Source organism: Streptomyces herbicida (genome assembly GCF_032656585.1).
In the GTDB taxonomy this organism is placed as follows: Bacteria; Actinomycetota; Actinomycetes; order Streptomycetales; family Streptomycetaceae; genus Streptomyces; species Streptomyces herbicida.
Map to the genome: position 1 here is coordinate 116,276 of NZ_JAUYWJ010000018.1, position 20,402 is coordinate 136,677.

General features: G+C 68.9%; 14 protein-coding genes and 2 pseudogenes. 5 read left to right on the forward strand and 11 right to left on the reverse strand.

Features of this window, described 5'->3' with window-relative positions:
- Positions 1-6: 6 nt before the first annotated feature.
- From Q8A52_RS33130 to Q8A52_RS33140, 3 genes and pseudogenes are all read right to left on the reverse strand, one after another.
- A pseudogene (locus Q8A52_RS33130) lies at positions 7-240 on the reverse strand (transcriptional regulator); the annotation flags it as partial.
- A 143-nt stretch (positions 241-383) separates the two neighbouring features.
- Positions 384-1,103 carry a YoaK family protein gene (locus Q8A52_RS33135; RefSeq protein ID WP_316758158.1) on the reverse strand — a complete coding sequence of 240 codons (720 nt, stop codon included), beginning with the start codon at positions 1,101-1,103 and terminating at the stop codon, positions 384-386.
- 1,012 nt (positions 1,104-2,115) lie between these two features.
- On the reverse strand, positions 2,116-2,553 hold the full coding sequence (locus Q8A52_RS33140; protein ID WP_316758161.1) for a cupin domain-containing protein: 438 nt from the start codon (positions 2,551-2,553) through the stop codon (positions 2,116-2,118).
- 377 nt (positions 2,554-2,930) lie between these two features.
- Between Q8A52_RS33140 and Q8A52_RS33145 the strand changes: the two are divergent.
- Positions 2,931-3,580, forward strand: a pseudogene (locus Q8A52_RS33145) (IS630 family transposase); the annotation flags it as partial.
- Between the two features lie 502 nt (positions 3,581-4,082).
- On the opposite strand, the gene Q8A52_RS33150 reads toward Q8A52_RS33145, so the two are convergent.
- From Q8A52_RS33150 to Q8A52_RS33165, 4 genes are all read right to left on the reverse strand, one after another.
- Positions 4,083-4,640, reverse strand: coding sequence for a TIGR03086 family metal-binding protein (locus Q8A52_RS33150; protein WP_316758163.1), 558 nt, complete (start codon positions 4,638-4,640; stop codon positions 4,083-4,085).
- 2 nt (positions 4,641-4,642) lie between these two features.
- Entirely contained in the window at positions 4,643-5,176 is a 534-nt protein-coding gene (locus tag Q8A52_RS33155; RefSeq protein ID WP_316758164.1) for an SRPBCC family protein, read from the reverse strand.
- Entirely contained in the window at positions 5,173-5,535 is a 363-nt protein-coding gene (locus Q8A52_RS33160) for an ArsR/SmtB family transcription factor (RefSeq protein WP_316758168.1), read from the reverse strand. Before Q8A52_RS33160 ends, Q8A52_RS33155 begins: the two co-directional genes overlap by 4 nt.
- A gap of 326 nt (positions 5,536-5,861) precedes the next feature.
- A complete protein-coding gene (locus Q8A52_RS33165) occupies positions 5,862-6,659 on the reverse strand; it encodes a bestrophin-like domain (RefSeq protein WP_316758170.1) in 798 nt (265 codons plus the stop codon).
- 1,004 nt (positions 6,660-7,663) lie between these two features.
- Here Q8A52_RS33165 and merB point away from each other — a divergent pair.
- Positions 7,664-8,371: an organomercurial lyase gene (gene merB / locus Q8A52_RS33170; RefSeq protein ID WP_316758172.1), complete on the forward strand. Its 708-nt coding sequence runs from the start codon at positions 7,664-7,666 to the stop codon at positions 8,369-8,371.
- A gap of 62 nt (positions 8,372-8,433) precedes the next feature.
- Here the strand turns inward: merB and Q8A52_RS33175 are convergent, their stop codons facing one another.
- Together Q8A52_RS33175 and Q8A52_RS33180 are read right to left on the reverse strand one after the other, a co-directional pair.
- A complete protein-coding gene (locus tag Q8A52_RS33175; RefSeq protein ID WP_316758174.1) occupies positions 8,434-8,790 on the reverse strand; it encodes a hypothetical protein in 357 nt (118 codons plus the stop codon).
- Between the two features lie 450 nt (positions 8,791-9,240).
- On the reverse strand, positions 9,241-10,257 hold the full coding sequence (locus tag Q8A52_RS33180; protein ID WP_316758176.1) for a cytochrome c oxidase assembly protein: 1,017 nt from the start codon (positions 10,255-10,257) through the stop codon (positions 9,241-9,243).
- Between the two features lie 1,092 nt (positions 10,258-11,349).
- Between Q8A52_RS33180 and Q8A52_RS33185 the strand changes: the two genes are divergently transcribed.
- From Q8A52_RS33185 to Q8A52_RS33195, 3 genes are read left to right on the forward strand one after another with little or no spacing between them, the layout of a single operon-like run.
- Positions 11,350-12,297 (forward strand): ABC transporter ATP-binding protein, encoded by a 948-nt coding sequence (locus tag Q8A52_RS33185; protein ID WP_316758178.1) that lies wholly within the window; start codon positions 11,350-11,352, stop codon positions 12,295-12,297.
- The gene (locus Q8A52_RS33190; RefSeq protein WP_316758180.1) at positions 12,294-13,649 is read left to right on the forward strand and encodes an ABC-2 family transporter permease; all 1,356 of its coding nucleotides are present in this window, start codon (positions 12,294-12,296) and stop codon (positions 13,647-13,649) included. The genes Q8A52_RS33185 and Q8A52_RS33190 overlap by 4 nt, the downstream gene beginning before the upstream one ends.
- A gap of 4 nt (positions 13,650-13,653) precedes the next feature.
- Positions 13,654-16,410, forward strand: a complete 2,757-nt coding sequence (locus Q8A52_RS33195) for an alkaline phosphatase family protein (RefSeq protein WP_316758182.1) — start codon at positions 13,654-13,656, stop codon at positions 16,408-16,410.
- A gap of 398 nt (positions 16,411-16,808) precedes the next feature.
- On the opposite strand, the gene Q8A52_RS33200 is transcribed toward Q8A52_RS33195, so the two are convergent.
- Positions 16,809-18,107, reverse strand: a complete 1,299-nt coding sequence (locus tag Q8A52_RS33200; protein ID WP_316758184.1) for a vanadium-dependent haloperoxidase — start codon at positions 18,105-18,107, stop codon at positions 16,809-16,811.
- Between the two features lie 725 nt (positions 18,108-18,832).
- Positions 18,833-20,368 (reverse strand): MFS transporter, encoded by a 1,536-nt coding sequence (locus tag Q8A52_RS33205; RefSeq protein WP_316758186.1) that lies wholly within the window; start codon positions 20,366-20,368, stop codon positions 18,833-18,835.
- Positions 20,369-20,402: the final 34 nt, after the last annotated feature.

Consider the following 20,402-nt stretch of genomic DNA (forward strand, 5'->3'; position numbering starts at 1 on the left):
ACCGGGTCACTGGGTCGTGCCCTCCGGGCCCCAGCCCGAGCCGCCCAGCGGAAACTCGTAGGCGGGCCGGCCGTTGTTGCCACTCGTGCGGAACGGCCGCCCGTTGTCGTTGATCACCAGCGTGCCGCTGCGGAAACCGCTGGCCCAGTGGGCGTCCAGCACCCAGGTCACCTCGTATGCGGAGGCGTCCGCCCTGATGTGGACGACCTTCGGGTCCGACTCGCTCACCGACAACGGGAATTTCCGCCCCCAATCCCAGAGCTGAACAGGTCAACGCGCGACAGTTGAATACGTAAGCCCACCAGTACCGAGGCCGTTATCCCAATAGACAAGCGAGCCTGCGCCATTCCTCCCTCGGGAGCTTCCCTCTCGACCAGCCGCTGTCAGTGCTCCGCGGGAGGTGGTCGCCGGAGTCGGGGCGCGCGGGCGTCCAATGCCACCACACAGGCCTCGAACACCGTGAGAGCCAGGATGGCGGGCCCGGGGCCGAGCCGCAGCAGAAGTGCGCCGACGGTTCCACCGACGAAGATGCCGAGGACGGTGGCAATACGCCGAGCCCGCGGCACGGCAGGCGTTCGGGCGGCCCGCCAACTGAAGGACAGGGCATCCGTCAGCGCCTTGACCATCGCGATCTGCACCACCGTGGTGGGCATGTCCGCGACCCCTGTCTCGATCATCGCCCGGGTCCGCCACCCCATCGCGCAGGCAAGCAGCGCCACCGTGAGGGCGAGGGCGGGTGCGGGAAGCGTTTTGGCCCCGCCAACCGCGACGGCATGCAGGCCCGCGGCAGCCAGCATCCCGACCTCGGCAGCGAGAGTGATCACGAACCAGCGGCGTCCGCGGCGCATCAGCCGCGCAATGACAAGATCGCAGACGGCGGCCCCCAGGACGAAAGCGCCCAGAGCGATCGCCGGGCGGCCGACGGCGATGCCCGGCGCCCTCGCGACCCCGAAGGCGAGCAGCAGCAGGTTCCCGGTGGCAAGGGCGGCGAAGGCATCACCGAGGCCGAGAAAAGTGATCGCGTCCACCGCACCGGACGTCAGGGTCAATGCGAACAGCGCGATGCTCACGCGTGTCTCGGCTCGCATCCTGTCGGCGATCACATCGTCAGCCTGCCGCAGCAGCGGGAGCCGACGGACACCTGACACGCGCTCAGCACCCTGTCGGCCCTTGCAACTGCGGTCACCGCGAGCGACGCTCACCCCGCTGTTCACCGAAATGTACGGCACTCCGCTGACCATCTACCTGCTGGGCAGCCGGCTCGGCTGCTAGACGGCATGTAGGTGCCGGCCGTGGGCCCGGGCCTCGCTCGCAAGTTGTCGTGGGTTGCCGGCCGGGCGCAGCCTGGCCGGTAGTGCCTACATTTGCGGGGGGCCCGGTGTTTTCTGAGCGTACGAGCGTCGGGTTGGATGTGCATGCCCGCGGGGTGGTGCGTCCGCGATCGACACGGGGACCGGGGGCGCCTGGCACCACCGCAAGCGCTACCGGGCCGGGGCCACGATCAATCCCGCTGGCAACGCACCGGCCGCAGCGCGCGCCCGCGGACACCTGGACAATCAGCGGCTCAACCAGCGCTGGAAGACCTTCATCGCCAACCACAAGCGGCCGGTGGTCGCGAACGTGGCCATCGCCCGGGAGCTGGCCGGCTGGTGCTGGTCGCCGGCCACCCTGCCCGACTCGGACGAGCCTACAGACCGGCTGGCCGGCGACCTGGTGGCGGCACCGTGAGGAGCGACCCGCGACGGCACCATGAGCAGCGGCAACAGCCGCCGCGCTCTATCTCTGGACCCGCGCAAGCGCTCCCGCCGAACAGCCCGTCCTGCGGTAACCAACCCGCGTATATCAGCATGTATGACGCGTCGGGACCGACACGCGCGCCACCAGGCACCGACCGGCCCGCTGCACACAACCGGCGCCCGAGACACGTATCCCGGACGCCGCTGGAGAGTGCCCCTTGACAGATCGGCCCCACATATCAGTGCCGTATCAGGCAACGTATGCCCTGTGGTGATGTGACGCGCCGCTCGGGTGCCGGCGCAGGCAGGGCATCACCACGAGTCTGTCCGGGTGGCGGAACGCACGCCCGGACTCCGCGCCTTTGTTCGATCTCGCGGGTCAGCCTTCGGAGGGACGCGGGGCACGCAGGTGCGCCCGTTCCTTCAGCTCCTCCTCGTCGACCAACGTGAGCATCGGCTGACCCGGCGCGCACACCATGGTCACCACGAACTTGGTCGGTGCGTCCGACAGCGCATTTCCGTCCTGGTAGTGGATCACGTCACCGCCTGGCTCCCAGAACGTCCCACCGGCCTCGACCACACGCTCCGGCTCACCCTCGAGCTCGAACCGGACCGCGCCTTCCATCACGTAGCCGAACGATGGACCCGAGTGGCGATGCGGAGGGAGCCCGGGATGACCGGGAGGCCACTCGACGAGGATGGTCATTCCCGAACCGCCTTCGGGAAAGAAGGGCGGAGTGACTTCCTGCAGCAACTTGACTTCGGGCGGCAAGGAGCCCTCGTGGGCGGGCCCGTGCTCTGGGTTCTTCTCTGACATGCACCGCACCTCCGTAAGCCTGCCCGGAATGGACGATCCTGCGTCGGCCACCGCCTTTCGGACCGGTGTACCGACCCACTCGTTCGGCGGTGACCAAGTTCGCCGGTCCCCGGCTCACACAATTCGCTTCGCGATGAGGACAAGCCACAGCCCGCATCCGTGACAGGCCGTGTGCCATCCGCCTCGCCCAAACGGTCTCGAGAACACCCTGCCTCCCGTCGGCGGCCGCCACAATCCGGGACCAGCGGCATCGAGACCGCATCACACCATGTCATCGGCGGGCATCTAGCGCCGTACCAGGCAACGTTTGTCCTGTCCTGATGTGACGCGCCGCTCTGGTGCCGGCGCAGGCGGGGCCTCACCATGAGTCTGTCCGGGTGGCAGAACGTGTGCGAGTTCGTGAGATCGATGACGATGAAGGCCGGAGGTGCTGCGGATCATCCGCAGAGGCACCGGCTCGGTCGTGTCGTGGCGGCGGGCCCCGATGGTACTGCTGTCAGCACAGGGCATGGCGGTGGCGAAGCTCGCCGAGGTGACGTTCACCAGCGCGGACCGGGTCCGCGATGTGATCCACGACCTCAGCGCCGACGGCTTCGAGGCACTCCACCCCGAGTACAAGGGCGGTCGCCCGAGGACTTTGCGCTGCCCGAGCGGCGTTCGATGTCAAGAAGATCGCCAAGTCCGAGCCGACCGAGCACGGCCTGCCGTTCTCGACCCGGAGCCTGGCCAAGCCGGCCGACTTCCTGGTCGACAAGGGGGGTGGTCGACGACATCAGCCACGAGGCCCTGCGCGTCCTGCTCCGCGAGGAGGCCGTCTCCTTTCAACGCGTGAAGACCGGGAGGCCTCGCGCGACCCCGACTACGCCACGAAGAAGGCCCCTATCGAGCACCTCTGCGCGATCGCCGACGGCGAGGTCGTCCCGAAGACGGTGAGCCGGTCGTGGTCTTGTGCGTCGATGAGTTCGGTCCGCTCAACCTCCAGCCGCACTCCGGCAGTCAGTGGGCCGAACGCGGCGGCAAGCACAAGCCGCAGGCGGGCACCTGGGGGAACGACCTGACCGGCCGGCAGGGCGACCCGCACCTGAGCCCTTTCCACCCGACCGGCTCCATCGCCATCGGTACCGGGTTCCGGCTGGTCGCCGCCGCCTGGCAGCGCCTGTGCGAAGCCGTCCAGCGCGACGAACCGGCCGCCACTGGACCGTATGCATGGGTGCGTCACCGCGGTACGACGGCTTCGTCCTCATCATGATCGGCTTTCTGCTGCAGTGGCCCACCATCCCCACCCTGATCATGTTCCCGGTCCTGGTGTACGTGTATGTGAGACCGGCCCGCAGCGAAGAAGGCGAAGTAGCACAGCAGTTCCGCGGGCAACGGACCACCTGTGCAGTCAACACCCCCGCCTTCTGGCCGAATCGGCCCCACAGAGGGCCAGCCCCCGGAAACCGGCAGCTCCAGCAGGCCCGGGGCCTCGCGAGGCGTACCTGCAGCGCGCTCCTGGGCCGGCTCCGCCGACGGTGCCGTCCGGCTGTTCAGGACTTGCGGCCGATGAAGGCGAGCATGCGAGTCTGGACGTCGGCGCTCTCCGGCACCTCGACCCGCGGTCCGTACTGCCCGCTCGCACGGAGCACGTCGTCGAGCGGCAGCATCCCGTCGAGCAACTGGGCGCATTTGGCGGGATCGAGGTGTTCGTCCTGGCCGGTGGCGCGTGCCAGGTCCCAGGTGTGCATGAAGACATCGGCGGTGTAGAACCGGTCGACCGCCTGGTCCAGTGGCATCTCTCCGATGTGCGGGTTCGACAGCAGTTTGTGTGCGGTGGCCCGATCGTCGAGGAGGGCCTGCACCCCATCGCAGTGCGTCACCCAGGCGGCCACCGGGTCGTCGTCCACCGAGGGCCCTTTCGGCAGTTCGACTCCGGCTCCGGCTTTCAGGAAGTCGGGGAACCACTCAACGAGATGACGCACGACGTCCCGGGCGGTCCACCCCTCGCACGGCGCCGGGTTGTCCCACGCTTCCGGATCCGTGCCGCGTACGCGGACGGTGAAGGCGCGTGCCACCGTACGGTGCTCATCGGCTGCTGTGCTCGCCATGATCAGGACTCCACCTCGGTGCGTCGGCCGGTGCTGTCGCCCTGCCGGCCGCCGAGCAGCTCGTCAAGCCGTTCGTAGCCTTCTCGGACGCCGTGATCCATGCCGCTCTTGAGCATCGCATCGCGGGCTTCCATCGAGTCCATGAGCGACTTGCCAGTGACCCGGGTGCGACCACCGAGGTCCTCGAAGACAGCCGTCTCCAGACTGACGCCGTCCGGAAAGCCCTCGTAGGTGAAGGTCTGCACGATGCGCTCGTTGGGGCGCACCTCGTGGAACACACCATGGAAGCCGTACTCGGTTCCGTCGCCGTCTTGATGCACATAGCGATAGGAGCCGCCGCTGCGCGCGTCGTACCGGTCGATCCGCATCGTGAGCCGACGCGGGCCGAGCCACTGGACGACCAGATCGGGATCGGTGTAGGCCCGGAACACGCGCTCCGGCGGAGCGTCGAACTCCCGGATGATCAGGATGGTTGGCAGATCCGGATCGGCCACGATCCGCGTCTCGTTGCGGTGGTGCGGGTCGGTGGTGTTCATGATGCCGCCTCTTTCGTCGGTGTGTCCGTCGCCGGCTGCTCGTCCATCTGTTCAAGGAGGGCATCGAGGCGGCGGAAACGGTCCTCCGCCTCGCGTCGATAGCGCTCGATCCACTTCGTCATCAGGTCGAAGACCTCTGCCTCGAGGTGGCAGGGCCGCCGCTGGGCGATTCTGCTGCGACTGACCAGACCGGCGTCCTCCAGGACCTTGATGTGTTTGGACACGGCCTGCACGGTGACGTCGTACGGCTCGGCCAGTTCGTTGACCGTGGCGTCCCCGGCGGCGAGCCGGGCCACGATGTCGCGCCGGGTGGGGTCGGCCAGTGCGGAGAACACCAGCGACAGTCGATCGTCGGCCACCTCGCACCTCTCATATTCAACCGATTGGTTAAATACGCTACGGTCAGGCCTCTGGCTTGTCAACCAATCGGTTGAATAGTGATGTGGCCGCCGCGCACGCCAAGAGGCGCCCGTAGCCCTGGGCGGCGTCCTGTGCAAAGGTCTGCCAGAAGTGCGCGCCCGAGACTCAGGCCTCCCCCATTCGACGACCGCGGGCGCCGGCTGGAGATCCGCGATGCCCCGACGCCACCCGTCGGGCGCGACCGGACGGCAGACGCAGCGACCGTCGTGGCCCTGTCCTCAAGAATGGGACAGCACCTCCACAGCACTTCAGGAGTGGGCTGGTTCTAGGACCCGCCGCCGAAGAAGCCCGACTTCAGGTCCCCGATGATGACGTCGAGTGGATGCCCACTCACGGTGAACGGTCCACTCCAGGGCGCGGTGAGTGCGAAGAACAACGCCAGGCTCAGCCCGACCACACTCGCAACGCCCAGAACGAGCAGTGACGTTCGTAGGCTGCTGCGGAAGATAAGAGCGCCGGCGTTCACGATCAAGGCCAGTCCGCCGGCCACAAGCGTGACGACGTAGAGCGCGGGTACGTCGCGCGAGGCCGCCGCAACGCGTGCGCGACGACCGCTGGTGACGCTGTCCAGGGAAACCAGCAGCTCCGTGCTCGCCGGGGTTCCCAGCTCGGGGCGGGCCGCCTCGGCCCGCACGCGCCGCTCCAGCCGTGCGATCGCGCGAGCGGTGGCCGGGTCGTCACCGGACGCCGCTGCCGCACCCTCCCATTCCCTGACACGCGTGGCCTGCAGGTAGTCCAGCAGTGCCGAATGGATCGGCTCCGACTGGACTCGGGGACTTGTCGCCGCCCACGCCAGGCGGGAGGCTGCGGCCGCCTCGTCGCTCACCAACCCTTCTGCTGCGCGCAGGTAGCTGGCCTCGCTGGCCAGGGAGAGTGCCGCAAAGATCGCGAAGGCAGCGCCGAGTGTGGGCATCAGGGGCATGGCGATCTGGGGCACCCGCTCCTGTTCCCCGACCGGTACGAGCGCCCGGATGCCGACCCGCGCCACGGCCGCGACCAGTAGGGCAACGAAGAGCCAGCCCACAACCAAAGCACCTGTCGGCAGCGAGGCCAACCAGTTCACCACATCACCTACAGCGCATTCCACGAGCGTCACACGACGGTGAGGCATCGCCCCCCGACCTGAAGCTCCTCGTCGATCGCCTTCAACGAACGCTCCATGATCACAGGTCGAAGACCTCCGATGCCCGCGACGCCCGGCACGGCACCTTGCTTCGTGGACCAATCAGCCGAGTACGGACCAGTACGACGTTGTTCGGCCGCCGTGCGATACACCGCACCGGACGCCGTTTGTCATCCGCCCGAAGTTGCCGGACGCGCCACTGGCTCGGCCATGGAAGTCGCTGGTCGCGGGCAGGTCGGACCTACCGCTCTGCTGAAGCAGGTGTCGCAGGTTCGCCTGCTCGACGTAGCTGCGGGACAGTGCCTGCCCGCGTCCGCGAGCGCGGCAGGCCGGGATGGGCGCTTGGTCCTGGACTCGGCGCGGACCGGGGGCAGCAGGCCGTCGCCGGGCCACAGGGCGCGCTCGCCCGCGAGGGAGGCAAGGGCCTTGTCGACCTCGGCCAGGACGGCAGCACACTTGGTCGGCCCGTAGTCGATCGACTGGCCGGCTGCCGCGTCCTGGACACGGATGTGGCTGTGCGGCCCGGTGCGGAGAAGGGCGCGCTTCGATCTCGGGCAGGCCGCCCCGCCCAGTTCGTGGGTGAGGGTGGCCGGCGGGATGGTTTCGCCCGCCCTGCGTCCTTGGCCGAGTGGGTCTGTGGATCCGGGCCGCGTCGGGCTGCCGTAGGTGCGGGTGGAGGAGCAACGCAGCGGCCACCAGGGTGCGTTGACCTCCTGAACGCCGGGGGCCGGGACAGTACGGCTCTTGCGCAGAGAGGAGGTACACGTTCGCACGTGCTCGAGGCGGGCGTGCATGGCCTCCGGCGCAAGCCCGGGAACCGCCAATAGGCGGCGCGTTCCCCTGAAGGCGTCATGTCCCAGTTGTGCCGCACGAGCGTTCAAGCCCCCGGCTTCCTTGAGGCGCACCCTGGAGTCCTCGCCCCGACCAGCGAAGGAATGACAAGAATGACCAGGAACGTCTCAGCAGCACCGACGAGCCTTCACGGGACGGAGAGGGTTCGCCTGGCTGTCTACAACGGCTTCGCCCGCACCGGCCGTGCTCCGAGCGTGCCGGAACTCGCCGCACCCACCGGACTCGTCCCCGACCAGGTGCGTCAGGAGTTGCGCACCCTTCACGGACGTCACGACGTGGTCCTGGATCCGCAGGACCACGACCAGGTTGTGATGGCCCACCCCTTCGCGTCCGTGCCGCTCGGCTTCTCCGTCATGGGGGCGCACACACTGTGGTGGGGCGGCTGCGCCTGGGACTCGTTCGCCATGCCCCACCTGCTCGAGGACGAGCCCGACGTCCTGGTCGCCACCCGCTGTCCGGCCTGCGACGCTCCGCATGCCTGGGTGGTCGGCCAACAGGGGCCGCCGCAGGGCGACCAGGTGGCCCATTTCCTCGCCCCCATGCGCAGGGCCTGGGACGATGTCGTGCGCACCTGCGGCAACCAGCGCCTGTTCTGCTCCACCGACTGCGTCGACACCTGGCTGCAACGGACGGGCCAGAAGCGCGGCTACGTAATGGATCTGGGCACCCTCTGGCGCCTCGCCAGCGACTGGTACACCGGACGCCTGGAACCGGGCTACACCCGCCGTGACCCCGCCTCCGCCACCGCCTACTTCGCCCAGGTCGGCCTGCACGGATCCTTCTGGGGACTGCCCGACTGAGGTCCGGATCAGCCTGCCGCCCCACAGGTCCTCCCACGCGGAAGGGCTGCGCCACAATGCCATCACCCGCTGGTGCGACCCCTGACCGCGCTCGGAATCGGCAACGGCCTCACCGAAGGCAGGGTCATCGGCCTGATCGTCGTCACGGCCGCCCGCGGTTCGACCTGTCGCTCAACGACGGGCGCATAGGCCTCTTCTGGGCCGCGGCCGCTCTCGGCGCGCTGCTCGCCGGAACTGTTCTGCCCCGACTCCAGAAGACCCTGCCCGTCGGTTGGATCACCCTCGGCGGCCTCGAGGCCAACGCTCTCTTCCTCGCCTGCTGGGCGTGCTCCCCAGAACTGATCACGGGGCTTCTCGCGCTCGCCGCCCGGCAGACCGCCAACGGCCTGGTCAGTCTCAACGGCATCGTCATTCGCCAACAAGTCGACCCCGACCACCTCCAGGCCCGGGTCAACGCCACAGCTCGCATGATCGCATGGGGCGGGTAGCCCCTCGGGGCCACGACCGCGGGCATCATCGCCGACGCGACAGGCGTACGGACCGCCTTCCTCGCCGCATGCCTGGGTGCTGTCACCTCCCTCGCAGCAGGCCTGACCACTCCGCTGCTGCGCACCACGCACCGGCAGAGGTGTGCACTACCGCACGGACTGTCCGACCCGGCTGCCCGCTGCCGACGCCGACGTTCCTGCAGGACACGGGGCAGCTCAGAATCCTCGTCGACGCCGTCCACCACGAGACGTCCACCGGCGGGAGCGCCCACCGCGCCGCACTGCCACACTTCGCCCAGCCCGAACAGCCGCCCGGCTACAGGGGTGTGCTCCGCGTGCACAATGCCCAAGCGGCCGACGCCAGGAGTGCCCCTCACCCGGTCAAACATCCTGCTGGCGGCGGATCCTGGCCGCCACCTCGCTGTTCTCGGTCTCCCACCAGGGGCGCACACGTTCGGGCTCGTGAGCAGCAGGGCCATGGGCGCCGACACCGGCAGCGACCGGAGCCAGCTCCCTGTCGAGACGGCGATCGAGTTCCGCCGTCTGGCTGCGTTCCTCGCGGGCCCACTGGTACAGGAGGGCCAGCATGAAGGGAAGCGCAACCAGTTCGGCGATGCTGATCATCGCGCCGCCGCCGAGCTGCTGGTCGTGCTGGACGTCCGGGGACCAGGACGGCGCGTGGTGCAGATACCAGGCGCCCGCGATCAGCGTGCCGTGCGTCATGACGACGACGCCCGGGACGGCGTCGACGATACCGTCCAGGAAGACCAGACCCGCCCGTACCGGATGCGTGCACCAGGAGGGCAGCGTTTGTTCGTGGGTGAGCACTGGCACGACGACCAGGCATCCCGCCACGAGCAGGTGCAGGTACATCAGGTCGTGCAGCCAGCCGGTGCGCAGGGCCGCGGCGAAGTACGGCGTGAAATACACCGTCAGCTCGGTGGCCAGCACCAGAGCCGTACTGACCAGAGGGAACGTCAGCACTCTCGTCAGGCGGCCGGCCATGGCCCTGCGAACCCGCCCGGCGGCGACCTCCGGTAGCGCCTGCACCGCCAACCGGAGCGGGTCACCGAGCGCGAGGCCGAGGGGTGCGACCAGGTCGAGCAGGATGTTCTGCACCGCGGCCGGCCAGAACAACACGTGGTCATACACGGCAAGGGACGACATCGTCGCCACCACCAGCGCACCCAGCCCGAGCAGCACGAAGACGGCGGTACGGGCGGACGGCCAGGACTCACCCCTGCGCTGCAGCCGGACTACGCCCCAGCTGTAGAACGTACCAAGGGCGGCGACCAGCAGCAGCGCCGGGACGTCCAGCTGCCATGCGGACAGCAGTCGCCCCACGGTCAGCTTCGGGAGCTCAGCGGCCGCCCACTCGGTCACCGGGTAGCCACTCATGCAGATCGTCCTCCTCCGGCTCGACAGCATGGGGCAAGCCGACTCGGGCCCCACAGCGGGACGCTAGACCCCGGCGGTCGGGAACCGGGCATAGGGGCACCGCACGCCCGGGTGAAATCAGGGGTCAAGCCAGACCGACCCGGCCCAGGACCGTCTGCACCAGCAGGATCGTCGACATGCCGGCGACGCCGACGACCACTGCGATGGCAGTTGATGCGGTAGCGCGGCCCGTTGGGCGCCTCGCCCAGGACCGAACGGCGTGGCGGCCTGGGCCGCAGAGGCAAGCGGACCCGTACCGCCGATCGCGGATACCGTGGCGACGATGATCGTCAGGCTGATGATGCGGGCGAAGACGGCGCCGAGGATCGCGTCGGCACGGATGAGCGGATAATTCGCGGGCTTGGCACCCCCGTCGACGACGCCCGCGGCGGCGTACAACTGCGTCTACGGGATGACCGTCGTACCGATGAGGGCGAACGCGAGCAGGATCAAGAAAGCCATGACCCGTCACGGAACTGCTTGATCACCGGCAGGACGCAGTTGGCGGGCACCGCCGCAGCAGATCGGCGCCGGTGGCGGTAGAGGCCTGCGCGCGGCTGCCCAGCTCCACCAAAGCGGCCATCCGCGTCTGCGGAAACGCACTTCTACCCGAACCGCGGCCGCTGCCGGGACGTCCGAGGACGGCCTCGTCGGCTTCGGTGTCCACGACGTCCCAGGAGGTCCCGTCCACCGCCGGCAGCCGCATCCTCGCGCGCATCGGCCACAACACCCAGGCCCTCGCCGACCGTCCCCTGGTCTTCTAGACCACGGCCGGTGCCCTGTTCTACCTCATCCAGCCCCCAGCGTCGTTGATCTGACGATTCGTGACGACAGACGGAAACCGCCGGTCCGGTCAGTGCGACGTGGCTCCTGGTGGGACGGTCACTTCGTGCGGGCTCGGCAGGGTTGCCCAACTCTGGCTCGGTGCTTGCTGCTTTGCGCACCCGGATTTGCCGACGCCTTGACGATCCGTTCCCTACGTGTTCAACCGGCCGCGTGTGCCTGCGTTGTGTGCCGTCCCTAGAGTCCCTGGTGTTTCGAAGGAAGGGACTCATGGACAGACTCCTCGCAGTCCGGGCTCGTGAGATCACCAAGTGTTTCGGCGACGTCGTCGCACTCGACGGTGTCGATCTGGATGTGGCGCAGGGGCAGATCCACGGCCTGGTCGGGCCCAACGGCGCCGGCAAGACGACTTTGCTCGGTCTCCTGCTGGGCCTGGCCGTCGCCGACAGCGGCCGCCTCCAGATCCTGGGAACGCAGGTCGGTCGGACCCTCGCCGCGCCTGACGGGGTCGCAGGCTTCGTGGACGGACCGGGTCTCTACCCCTCGCTCACTGCCCGGCAGAACCTCGCCGCGCTGGCCGCGCTCCGCGGCCGCGACGCGCGGACAGCGGGTGTCGACGACGTGCTCGACCAGGTCGGGCTCAGCGACGTCGCCGACGACCGGGCCCGGGGCTTCTCACTCGGCATGCGTCAGCGGCTCGGGCTCGCCGCCGCCCTGCTCACCAAGCCCCGGCTGCTCGTGCTCGACGAACCTTCCAACGGCCTGGATCCGGCCGGGAAAAGACACGTACACGGTGTGCTCACCCGCCTCGCGGCGGACGGAACCAGCGTCGTGCTCTCCAGCCACCGCATGGAAGACCTGGAAGCGCTGTGCTCCGAGATCACCATCCTCGCCACCGGACGGGTCGCCTTCTCCGGCCCGCTGGGCAAGCTGGCCGCCGAGAACCGTGAGCTCGACTACCGGCTCCTGACCTCCGACCCACAGGCCGCCCGGCGACTGGCCGTGGACACGGCTGGGATCCACGTCGTCGACGACACCGAGGCCGGCGTGCGGCGCGATGCCGAGGTGCTCGTTGTGCGCGCGCTGGTGCCCGCCCTGGACCAACTGGTGGTGCAGCTCGTGCACGCGGGGGTCGCGGTGCGTGAGCTCGCACCCGTGGTGTCCCCGCTCGAAGCCGCGTTTCTCGCCCTCACCCAGCAGACCGGAGCCGACCGATGACCGGGACCGTCGCAGTCGACAACGTTGCCGCGGCCCGCCCCGTCTCGGTTCCGCGCGGCTACCGCTTCGAACTGGTCAAACTGGTCTCGCAATGGCGGATCCGCTTGCTGGTTCTCGCCTGCTGGATCGTGCCCGCCGTCTTCGTCGCCGCGGTGAGCCGGCAGAGCACGCTCCCCGTCGACACCCTCTTCGGCCGCTGGATGCATGCCACGGGGTGGGCCGGACCGCTGGTGATGCTCGGCTTCGCGGGCACCTGGGCGCTCCCGCTGCTGACCTCGGTGGTCGCCGGTGACGTGTTCGCCTCCGAGGACCGCCTCGGCACCTGGCGCCACCTGCTGGTAGCCATCCGCTCGCACCGACGGATCTTCGTGGCCAAGGCACTTGCCAGCATCACCGTCATCCTGCTGCTCGTGGCCGGACTGGCCTGCTCCAGCGCGGCCGGCGGGGTCGTGGCGGTCGGCAACCAGCCGCTGGTCGGCCTCGACGGCCACCTGCTGACACCGGCGGGCGCCGCCGGGAAGGTCTCGCTCGCCTGGCTCTGCGTACTCGCGCCGACCCTCGCTCTCGCAGGGATCGGACTGCTCGGGTCCGTCACGCTGGGACGGTCCCCGATGGGATTGCTGATGCCCGCGCTCGTCGCGCTCGCGATGCAGCTCGCCCAGATGATGCCGCTCCCCGTCGCCGTACGCCTTGCCCTGCCGAGCTACGCCTTCATCGCCTGGAACGGTCTGTTCACCGACCCGGCACAGCTCGGCCCGCTCCTGATCGGCATCGTGGTCAGCCTGCTGTGGGCCGTGACCGCGACAGTGCTGGCCTATGTGCTGTTCGTGCGGCGTGACTTCACCAACCTGACCGATGACGGCTCCGGGCGCCGCGCGGTCACCGCCGGAGTCCTGCCACTCGCCGGGTTGGTCGCAGCGACGGTCGCGATCGTCGCCACGGCAACCGGAGCCACGGGCTCCGGCATCGAACAGGACAAAGTGCAGCGCTCGGTCGCCACGGCATTCGCTCATCTCTATCGCCTTCAGACCGAGCGGCTCAACCGCCCCGACGTGACAGAAGCGCAGTTGAAGGCCACGGCGACATGCGACAAGGGCAGCGTCAAGGTCGCAGCCGAAGGGCCGGGCAACGACTGGCGCTGCGTCGTCTCCTGGCATCTCCCTGACGTCGAGGCCGCAGGGTCGGCCATCTACCAGCTCGACGTCACCCCAGACGGTCGTTTCATGGCCGATGGCGACGGACCGAAGGAAGTGAACGGCTACTTCCTGGTCCGCACCCCGACCGGGGACGCACCGAACCCGCTGTGGCAGTTCGACGGCAACGTCGAGCTGCTCGCCACCACGAAGGGATGACTCAATGCAGGTAACACGCCGCCGTAGGCGTGTCGAGAACGGCGATGTCAGCTTTCTCGGCAGACGCATCGGCCGCCGGCTACCTCTGTTGACGGCAGGCACCACCGCTGTCGCCCTCGTAGCCGCCGGCACCGCCATTGCCCAGACACACCAGTTCGGCACCGACCAGGTCGGCCAGGTCACCGATCGGGGCCAGGTCATCTCCAGCGACCAGTACATCGCCCCGTACGGCGAGCGCCTCGTCGTGAACAACGGCAAGATCATGTCGTCTGCGGTGAGCCCGGACGGCAGTCACCTCGCGGCCTCGGTCACCGACGGCGGGGCGGCGCTGTCGATCGTGGACCTGAAGAACTGGAAGGTACAGCAGCTCGTCAGCAGCTCCGCGTCGTCGAGCCCGCGCATCGGCAGCAACAGCGTGGGCCAGGAAGGCCCCACGTACTCCCCCGACGGTTCGCAGCTGTGGCTGGGCCAGACCGATGGCTACACGAGGTTCACCGTGAACCCGGACGGCAGCGTCGCCAACCCGACGACGGTCAAGATTCCCGCGGACGGGGCAAAACACGCGCTGGTGGGCGAGGCCGTGTTCTCGCCCGACGGCTCCACCGTGTACTCCGCGGTCAACGGCCAGAACCGTGTGGTCGCCATCGACGCGGCGACCGGGGCCATCAAGCAGAGCTGGCCCGTGGGCAATGCGCCGCGCGACATGGTTCAGGTCGACGACAAGCTCTACGTCAGCAACGAGGGCGGGCGTCCGGCAAAGGCCGGCGACACCACCATCAACTCGTACGGCACCCAGGTGCCGGCCGACCCGAAGACCGCGGCCACCACCACCGGCACGGTCAGCGTCATCGACCTCGCGGACCCGGCCGCCACCGTCGCGAGCATCGACGTCGGTCTGCACCCTACCGCCCTGTACGCCAAGAAGGGCGCGCTGTTCGTCACCAACACCGCGACCAACGACGTGTCGGTCATCAACACCGCCACCGACAAGGTCGTACAGACGATCGCCACCCAGCCGTGGCCGGAAGCGTCGGTGGGCTACGAGCCCGACGCGGTGACGCTCACCGACGACGGTCACCTGCTGGTGACGCTCGGCCGCGCCAACGCGGTCGCCGTCTACCGGTACAAGTCCCCGCAGGAGCCGGTCAGTTACATCGGCCTGCTCCCGACGGACTACTTCCCCGCCGAGATCGCCACCGTCGGCAAGCAGGTCGTGGTCTCCAACACCCGAGGTATCGACGCCCGCCGCCCCACCAGCAGCACCGGGCACGGCACCCACGACACGACGTCCAGCGTGCAGCGGTTCACGCTGCCGGACGACAGCGTGATCAGGTCCCAGACGGCGAAGGTCTTCAAGCAGAACGGCTGGATGCGCGGCTCGGTCGAACTGTCCAAGGGCAAGAACGAGGCGAAGCCGGTACCGGTCCCGCAGCGGCTCGGCGATCCCTCGACGATCAAGCACGTCTTCCTGCTCGTCAAGGAGAACCGGACCTACGACCAGGTCTTCGGTGACGTCCCCCAGGGCAACGGCGACCCGTCGCTGACGCAGTTCGGCGAGAATGTGACGCCGAACCAGCACGCGCTGGCCAGCCAGTTCGGACTGTACGACAACACGTACGACATCGGCACGAACTCCGCCGAGGGGCACAACTGGCTGATGCAGGCCGACGACCCGGAGTACACCGAGTCCTCGGCCGGTGAGTACGCGCGCAGCTACGACACCGAGGACGACGCTCTCGGCCACCAGCGGACCGGCTTCATCTGGACCGGTGCCCAGGCGTCGGGCAATTCCGTGCGGGACTTCGGTGAGTTCCAGCAGTTCCTTACCAAGCCGTCGGATGCAAGCTGGCAGAACCTGTACTGCGACTCCAAGAACATGGAGTCCACCGGGCAGGACACCGCCTACACCCTGAACTCGTCCTCGCCGATCCCGTCGCTCAACGACGTGTCGGTGCACGGCTTCCCGAAGTTCGACACCAGCGTCCCGGACATCTACCGGTACGAGATCTGGAAGCGGGACTTCGAGGAGAACGGGCCTGCGAACCTGAACATGTTCTGGCTCTCCAGCGACCACACCGGTGGCCCGGCGAACGCCGCCGCCCAGGTCGCGGACAACGACCTGGCGACCGGCAGGATCGTCGACGAGATCTCGCACAGCAAGTACTGGAAGGACTCGGCGATCTTCGTGGTCGAGGACGATTCCCAGGCCGGCCTCGACCACGTCGACGGCCACCGTGCCCCGATCCAGATCATCAGCCCCTGGGCCCGGCACGGCACCGTCGACAGCCGCTACTACTCGCAGATCACGATGATCCGGACCATCGAGCAGATCCTCGGGATCCACCCGATGAACCAGAAGGACAGTGCGGCCAGTCCGATGCGTGGGGCGTTCACCCGGCACGCGGACTACACGCCGTTCAAGGCGCTGCCCAACCGGACCTCGCTGACCGACGGTCTGAAGACCCCGCCCTCCTGCGGTCTGGACACCCCGGCGCCGCAGGACCCCAGCGCGGCACCCGTGCCCTCGGCGAAGGTGCCGGCGGACAAACAGGCGCTCGCGGCGCGGTGGGACGCCTGGAAGTCGAAGCAGCGGCTGACCGGCCCTCACGCCGTGCCCGACTACGCGAACCCCGCGCAGATGAACCACTTCACGTGGTATCAGACGCACAACTGGAAGAAGCCGTACCCCGGCGAGGACAAGATCTTCGCGCCGGAGGACGTGCCGGGCGCCTACATCCCGTCGTCGGAGTCCGACGGCTGACCTGAGCTGTCCAAGACAGGTGGGGCCCCGCTGACCCGCATTGCCGGGCCAGGGGCCCCACCTGGCGTGTGTGCCCACCACCCTGAACAATGCCTTGCGGGCCACCCCCGCCTTCAAAAGGAAGATCCGCCAAGACTTCAGGCAGGCCACACCCCGCTCGACCGTGCCCGCGCCCCAGGCAGCACGTGGTTGACGGTTCGCTGGGCCGACGACAAGTTGCCGCGGCACGGCAATCGGGCTTCGTAGCCGAGGCCGCATCCGGGAGGAAACATCACCATACTGCGCTTGCGGCACCCGGGTCTCGCCGCCGCGGAGGCCACCGCCAGCGCCGCCCACGGTCGGCAGCGTGCGGAAGGTGAAGACGTGGGCTGCCTCGGCGGGTGGGCTGAGACAACCGCTCAGTCACATCGACTGGGCGGAGGGGTCGACTGCGGGGTGAGCGAGATGACGGCCCGTGTTGGACGGAAGAAATGGGTCAGTGCCCAGGTGCCGATCCGGTCGCCGACGCGGCAGCCGGTGACGCCGGCCGTGCGGGTGTGGACGCCACCCCACACGCGGGCGTTGATCACGTCCCTGTTGAATTCGTCGGCGGACTCGTAGAACCTCGTGGTGCCCGTGATCTCAGAGGGCACGCGGAGGTCGAGGCGCGAGGTGCCAAGGGCGCCTGCGGCCGCGCGCAACGCTGCTGCAGCGACGGTCGTGTGACCGGCTACGTAGTCGGGGTGCGGCGGTGTGAGGAGCAGTGGCTCCCAGGCCGAATCCGCTGCTGTGGCTGGGTTGCCGTCGGTATTCGCCAGGCGGATGGCGCTGATCGGCCGCCAGCTGGCGTAGTGCAGCTTCGTGTTCCACCCGGTGACGGCAGCATCGGTGGTCGATGCGTTCACCGCGGCAAACAGTTGCGCCGTCTGTGCGATGCCCAGTCCGTGACGTGCAGCGTAGTCCCGGAAGGCGGACTGGAGCTGCGCCGCCAGATTGCCGCTGAAGAAGAGAGCGGTCCGGGTCTGCTCCGGGGTCCTGCTGGGGGCGGCCTTCGCCCCCATACTCTTCACCTCGTTGACGTCCTGGGCGTATCGGGCCGAGGTGAGAGCAGGCGGGCTGCCAGGGCGGAACTGGCTCGGGGAAGTGAGCAGCAGCGGGCGAAGCCTGGCAAGCCAGGTATCGATGAAGGGCTGAAATGTCGGCGGGGTGGGGCGCCAGACACCGGGAGCCGGTGGTCTGGTGAACGGTACGTCGGCGAACCGTCCGTCTCCTTCGCGGAGTTCGACGATGCGCTCGGCAGCACGTTTACCGAAGGTCACGCCCTGGTCTTTCGCCCGGCCGGCCGGAATTGCGGCCAGGGAGTTGACGTAGGCGCTGTCGAGCCGGGGCTTCGATGCGGGGAAGTAGGTGAGCAGGACGTCATGCGCAGCTGTTGCGGCAGCCGCTTCGGGAGATGCGGTGGAGGGCCCGCGCTCCCACCACTTGTACGGGGTGTACCCTCCCGTGATCCCGACCACCGCGTTGTAGACCGCGAGGGAGACGAACCCGTGCCAGATCGTGACCTGCGAAGAAGGCCGGGGGCCCAGACTGGCACCGATCGTTTCGGTGGCAATGGCGTTCCAATCGCGGACCACTGCTGCCTGGTCTACCGCGGAGGCGGGGCCGGCCTCAGCGGCTGAGGCGGCTGTCGCCGTGAGGCCAACGAGGGTGAGCGTCACAGCCCCGGCCACGGCTCGGACGCGCGAGCCACGGAGTGAACACATAGAGGAGCGTCTCAGGCCCACCACATACCCCTTGCTGCCGGTTCGAACAGACCGGCACGGCACCGGTCGCCATGGGTCAAGACCAATCGCTGTTGTAGTGGTGTGCAAGCCGATGGCGACAACAGAGTGACTGTGTGCCATCCCATGCTGTTGATGCCGTGGGTTCAGCCCGTTGGTGAAGTCTCCCCGTGGTCCGGGACACTCGATGTCTACGCCGCACAGGCATGCTGTTGCCGCCGGCTGGCCTCGGCTCGGGTGAAGTAGCCGTGCTGGCTGCCCGATGCGCGGCTGGGCAGCTGCCCGGCCTGCCGTCGCCGAGACCCCGACGGGACCGTGGACTCCAGGCTGCCCGGGCGGGGCCCTGACCAGGCGTCCACGCATGCGAGCCTCAAGCCGAACCTTCGGCCGCCCACGTGCCACCGCCAACCATGCACGGTTGAAGAGGATGCGCGGGCAGCAGCGCGCCAATGTCCCCGGTCGTCGCGGCGGCGCGGACCGAGGGCTGCAGGGCACCAGTGCACGCGTGTCCCCGACATCACTGGCTCATGACCCGGCGCCAACTGCCGCTGCCCTCGATACACGGATGGCTCTGGTCATGGCGGGACGACGGCCGGCGCGGCGCCGGCCGTCGTCCCGCGGGCGTTGCTGCGGCGCCGCCCGTGGCCTTGCATGTGGTGCGGTCAGACCGTGACGGCCGTGCGTGTGGTCGTGGGTTCGCCGTCGCCCGACGGGGCGGATGTGGCTTCGCTGTCGTCTGACAGGGTCGCCGTGGCGGTGGCGGGTGAGGGGGACCTGCGGCGGGTCGCCAGGCCGACCATGGCCACGCCGATGACCAGTAGGAACGCCATGCCGGCGAGGGCGAAGCTCAGGGTGTACTGGCTCTCGGCGGGCAGTGCGGGGATGCCGGGGGGCAGGTTGTCGAGCGTCTTGGAGGCGAGCAGCGAGGTGATGACCGCGCTGCCGATCGCGCTGCCGGTGGAGCGGGAGATGGAGTTGATGCCGTTGGCGATGCCGGTCTGGTGGTGGGGAACGCCGGCCACGATCAGGGCGGGCATCGCGGCGTAGCCGAAGCTGATGGCGATGCCGACGACCATGCCGGCCAGGATGACTGACGCGGTGGTGTCGTGGGCGAGGGTCAGCCAGGCGAAGCCGACGACGCCGAAGCAGGCGCCGGCGGCGAGGGTGAAGCGCGCGCCGATACGGCGTACCAGGATGCCGCCGAACTGGGCGGCCACGAGCGAGACGAGGGCGGAGGGCAGCAGGTAGACGACGGAGGCGCGCAGGACGGAGGCGCCGAAACCGTAGCCGGCGATCTCCGCGGGCGTCTGGACGAGGTAGGAGACACCGATGAACTGGGCGAACATGGCGAATCCGACGAGCAGTCCGGCAAGGTTGGTGAACAGCACCGGCCGGTGGACGAACATCTTCATGTCGACCAGGGGGTCGCGGACGGTGCGTTCGACGAAGACCCAGAGGACGGTCGTGACGACGGCGGCGGTGAAGAGGGCGAGCGTGCGGGGTGAGGTCCAGCCCCAGGTGTGGCCCTGCGAGATGGGCAGCAGGAGCAGGACGAGCAGCAGGGCGAGGCCGGCGGCGCCGAGCCAGTCGGTGCGCCCGCCCCTCCGGGTGCGGGGCGCGGGTACGGCGAGGGCAACCGCGATGAGGGCGAGGGTGGCGAGTGCGGCGGCCAGCCAGAAGACCTGGTGATAGTCGGGGTGCGCGCCCTGGGTCAGGAGTCCGGCACTCACCAGGGCGAGGCCGCTGCCGACCCCGAGCGTTCCGCTGACCAGGGCCATGGCGCCGGGCAGTCGCGCGGGCTCGACTTCTTGGCGCAGCACGGACAGCGCGAGCGGGAAGATCGCGGTGGCGGCGCCCTGCATCACGCGGGCCGCGATGAGCCACAGCATGGAGCTCGTGGTCGCGGCGAGCACGGATCCGGCGACCATGACCACCAGCACGGCGAGCAGGGTGGGCTTCGTGCCGTGCTGGTCGCCGAAGCGGCCAAGGAGCGGTGTGAAGACCGCGGCCGACAGCAGCGTGGCGGTGGTGACCCAGCTGGCCTGGGCCGTGGTGGCGCCGAGGTCGTGCTGGATGATGCCGAGGATCGGGACGACCAGGGTCTGCATCATCGACACGACCATGGCGGCGAGGCCCAGCACCAGAACGAGGCTGAGGCTGCCGGTGCGACGCTCCGGCACGGTGGGGAGGGAGGACACGGTCTTCTTTCCGGTGGAAGATGCCAAAGGATGG

What these genes read in the sequence shown, in the direction of transcription:
- Q8A52_RS33140 (WP_316758161.1), bottom strand. Translation starts at nt 2,553, where the DNA reads ATGTCAGAGAAGAACCCAGAGCACGGGCCCGCCCACGAGGGCTCCTTG.
- Q8A52_RS33150 (WP_316758163.1), bottom strand. Translation starts at nt 4,640, where the DNA reads ATGGCGAGCACAGCAGCCGATGAGCACCGTACGGTGGCACGCGCCTTC.
- Q8A52_RS33155 (WP_316758164.1), bottom strand. Translation starts at nt 5,176, where the DNA reads ATGAACACCACCGACCCGCACCACCGCAACGAGACGCGGATCGTGGCC.
- merB (WP_316758172.1), top strand. Translation starts at nt 7,664, where the DNA reads ATGACCAGGAACGTCTCAGCAGCACCGACGAGCCTTCACGGGACGGAG.
- Q8A52_RS33180 (WP_316758176.1), bottom strand. Translation starts at nt 10,257, where the DNA reads ATGAGTGGCTACCCGGTGACCGAGTGGGCGGCCGCTGAGCTCCCGAAG.
- Q8A52_RS33185 (WP_316758178.1), top strand. Translation starts at nt 11,350, where the DNA reads ATGGACAGACTCCTCGCAGTCCGGGCTCGTGAGATCACCAAGTGTTTC.
- Q8A52_RS33190 (WP_316758180.1), top strand. Translation starts at nt 12,294, where the DNA reads ATGACCGGGACCGTCGCAGTCGACAACGTTGCCGCGGCCCGCCCCGTC.
- Q8A52_RS33195 (WP_316758182.1), top strand. Translation starts at nt 13,654, where the DNA reads ATGCAGGTAACACGCCGCCGTAGGCGTGTCGAGAACGGCGATGTCAGC.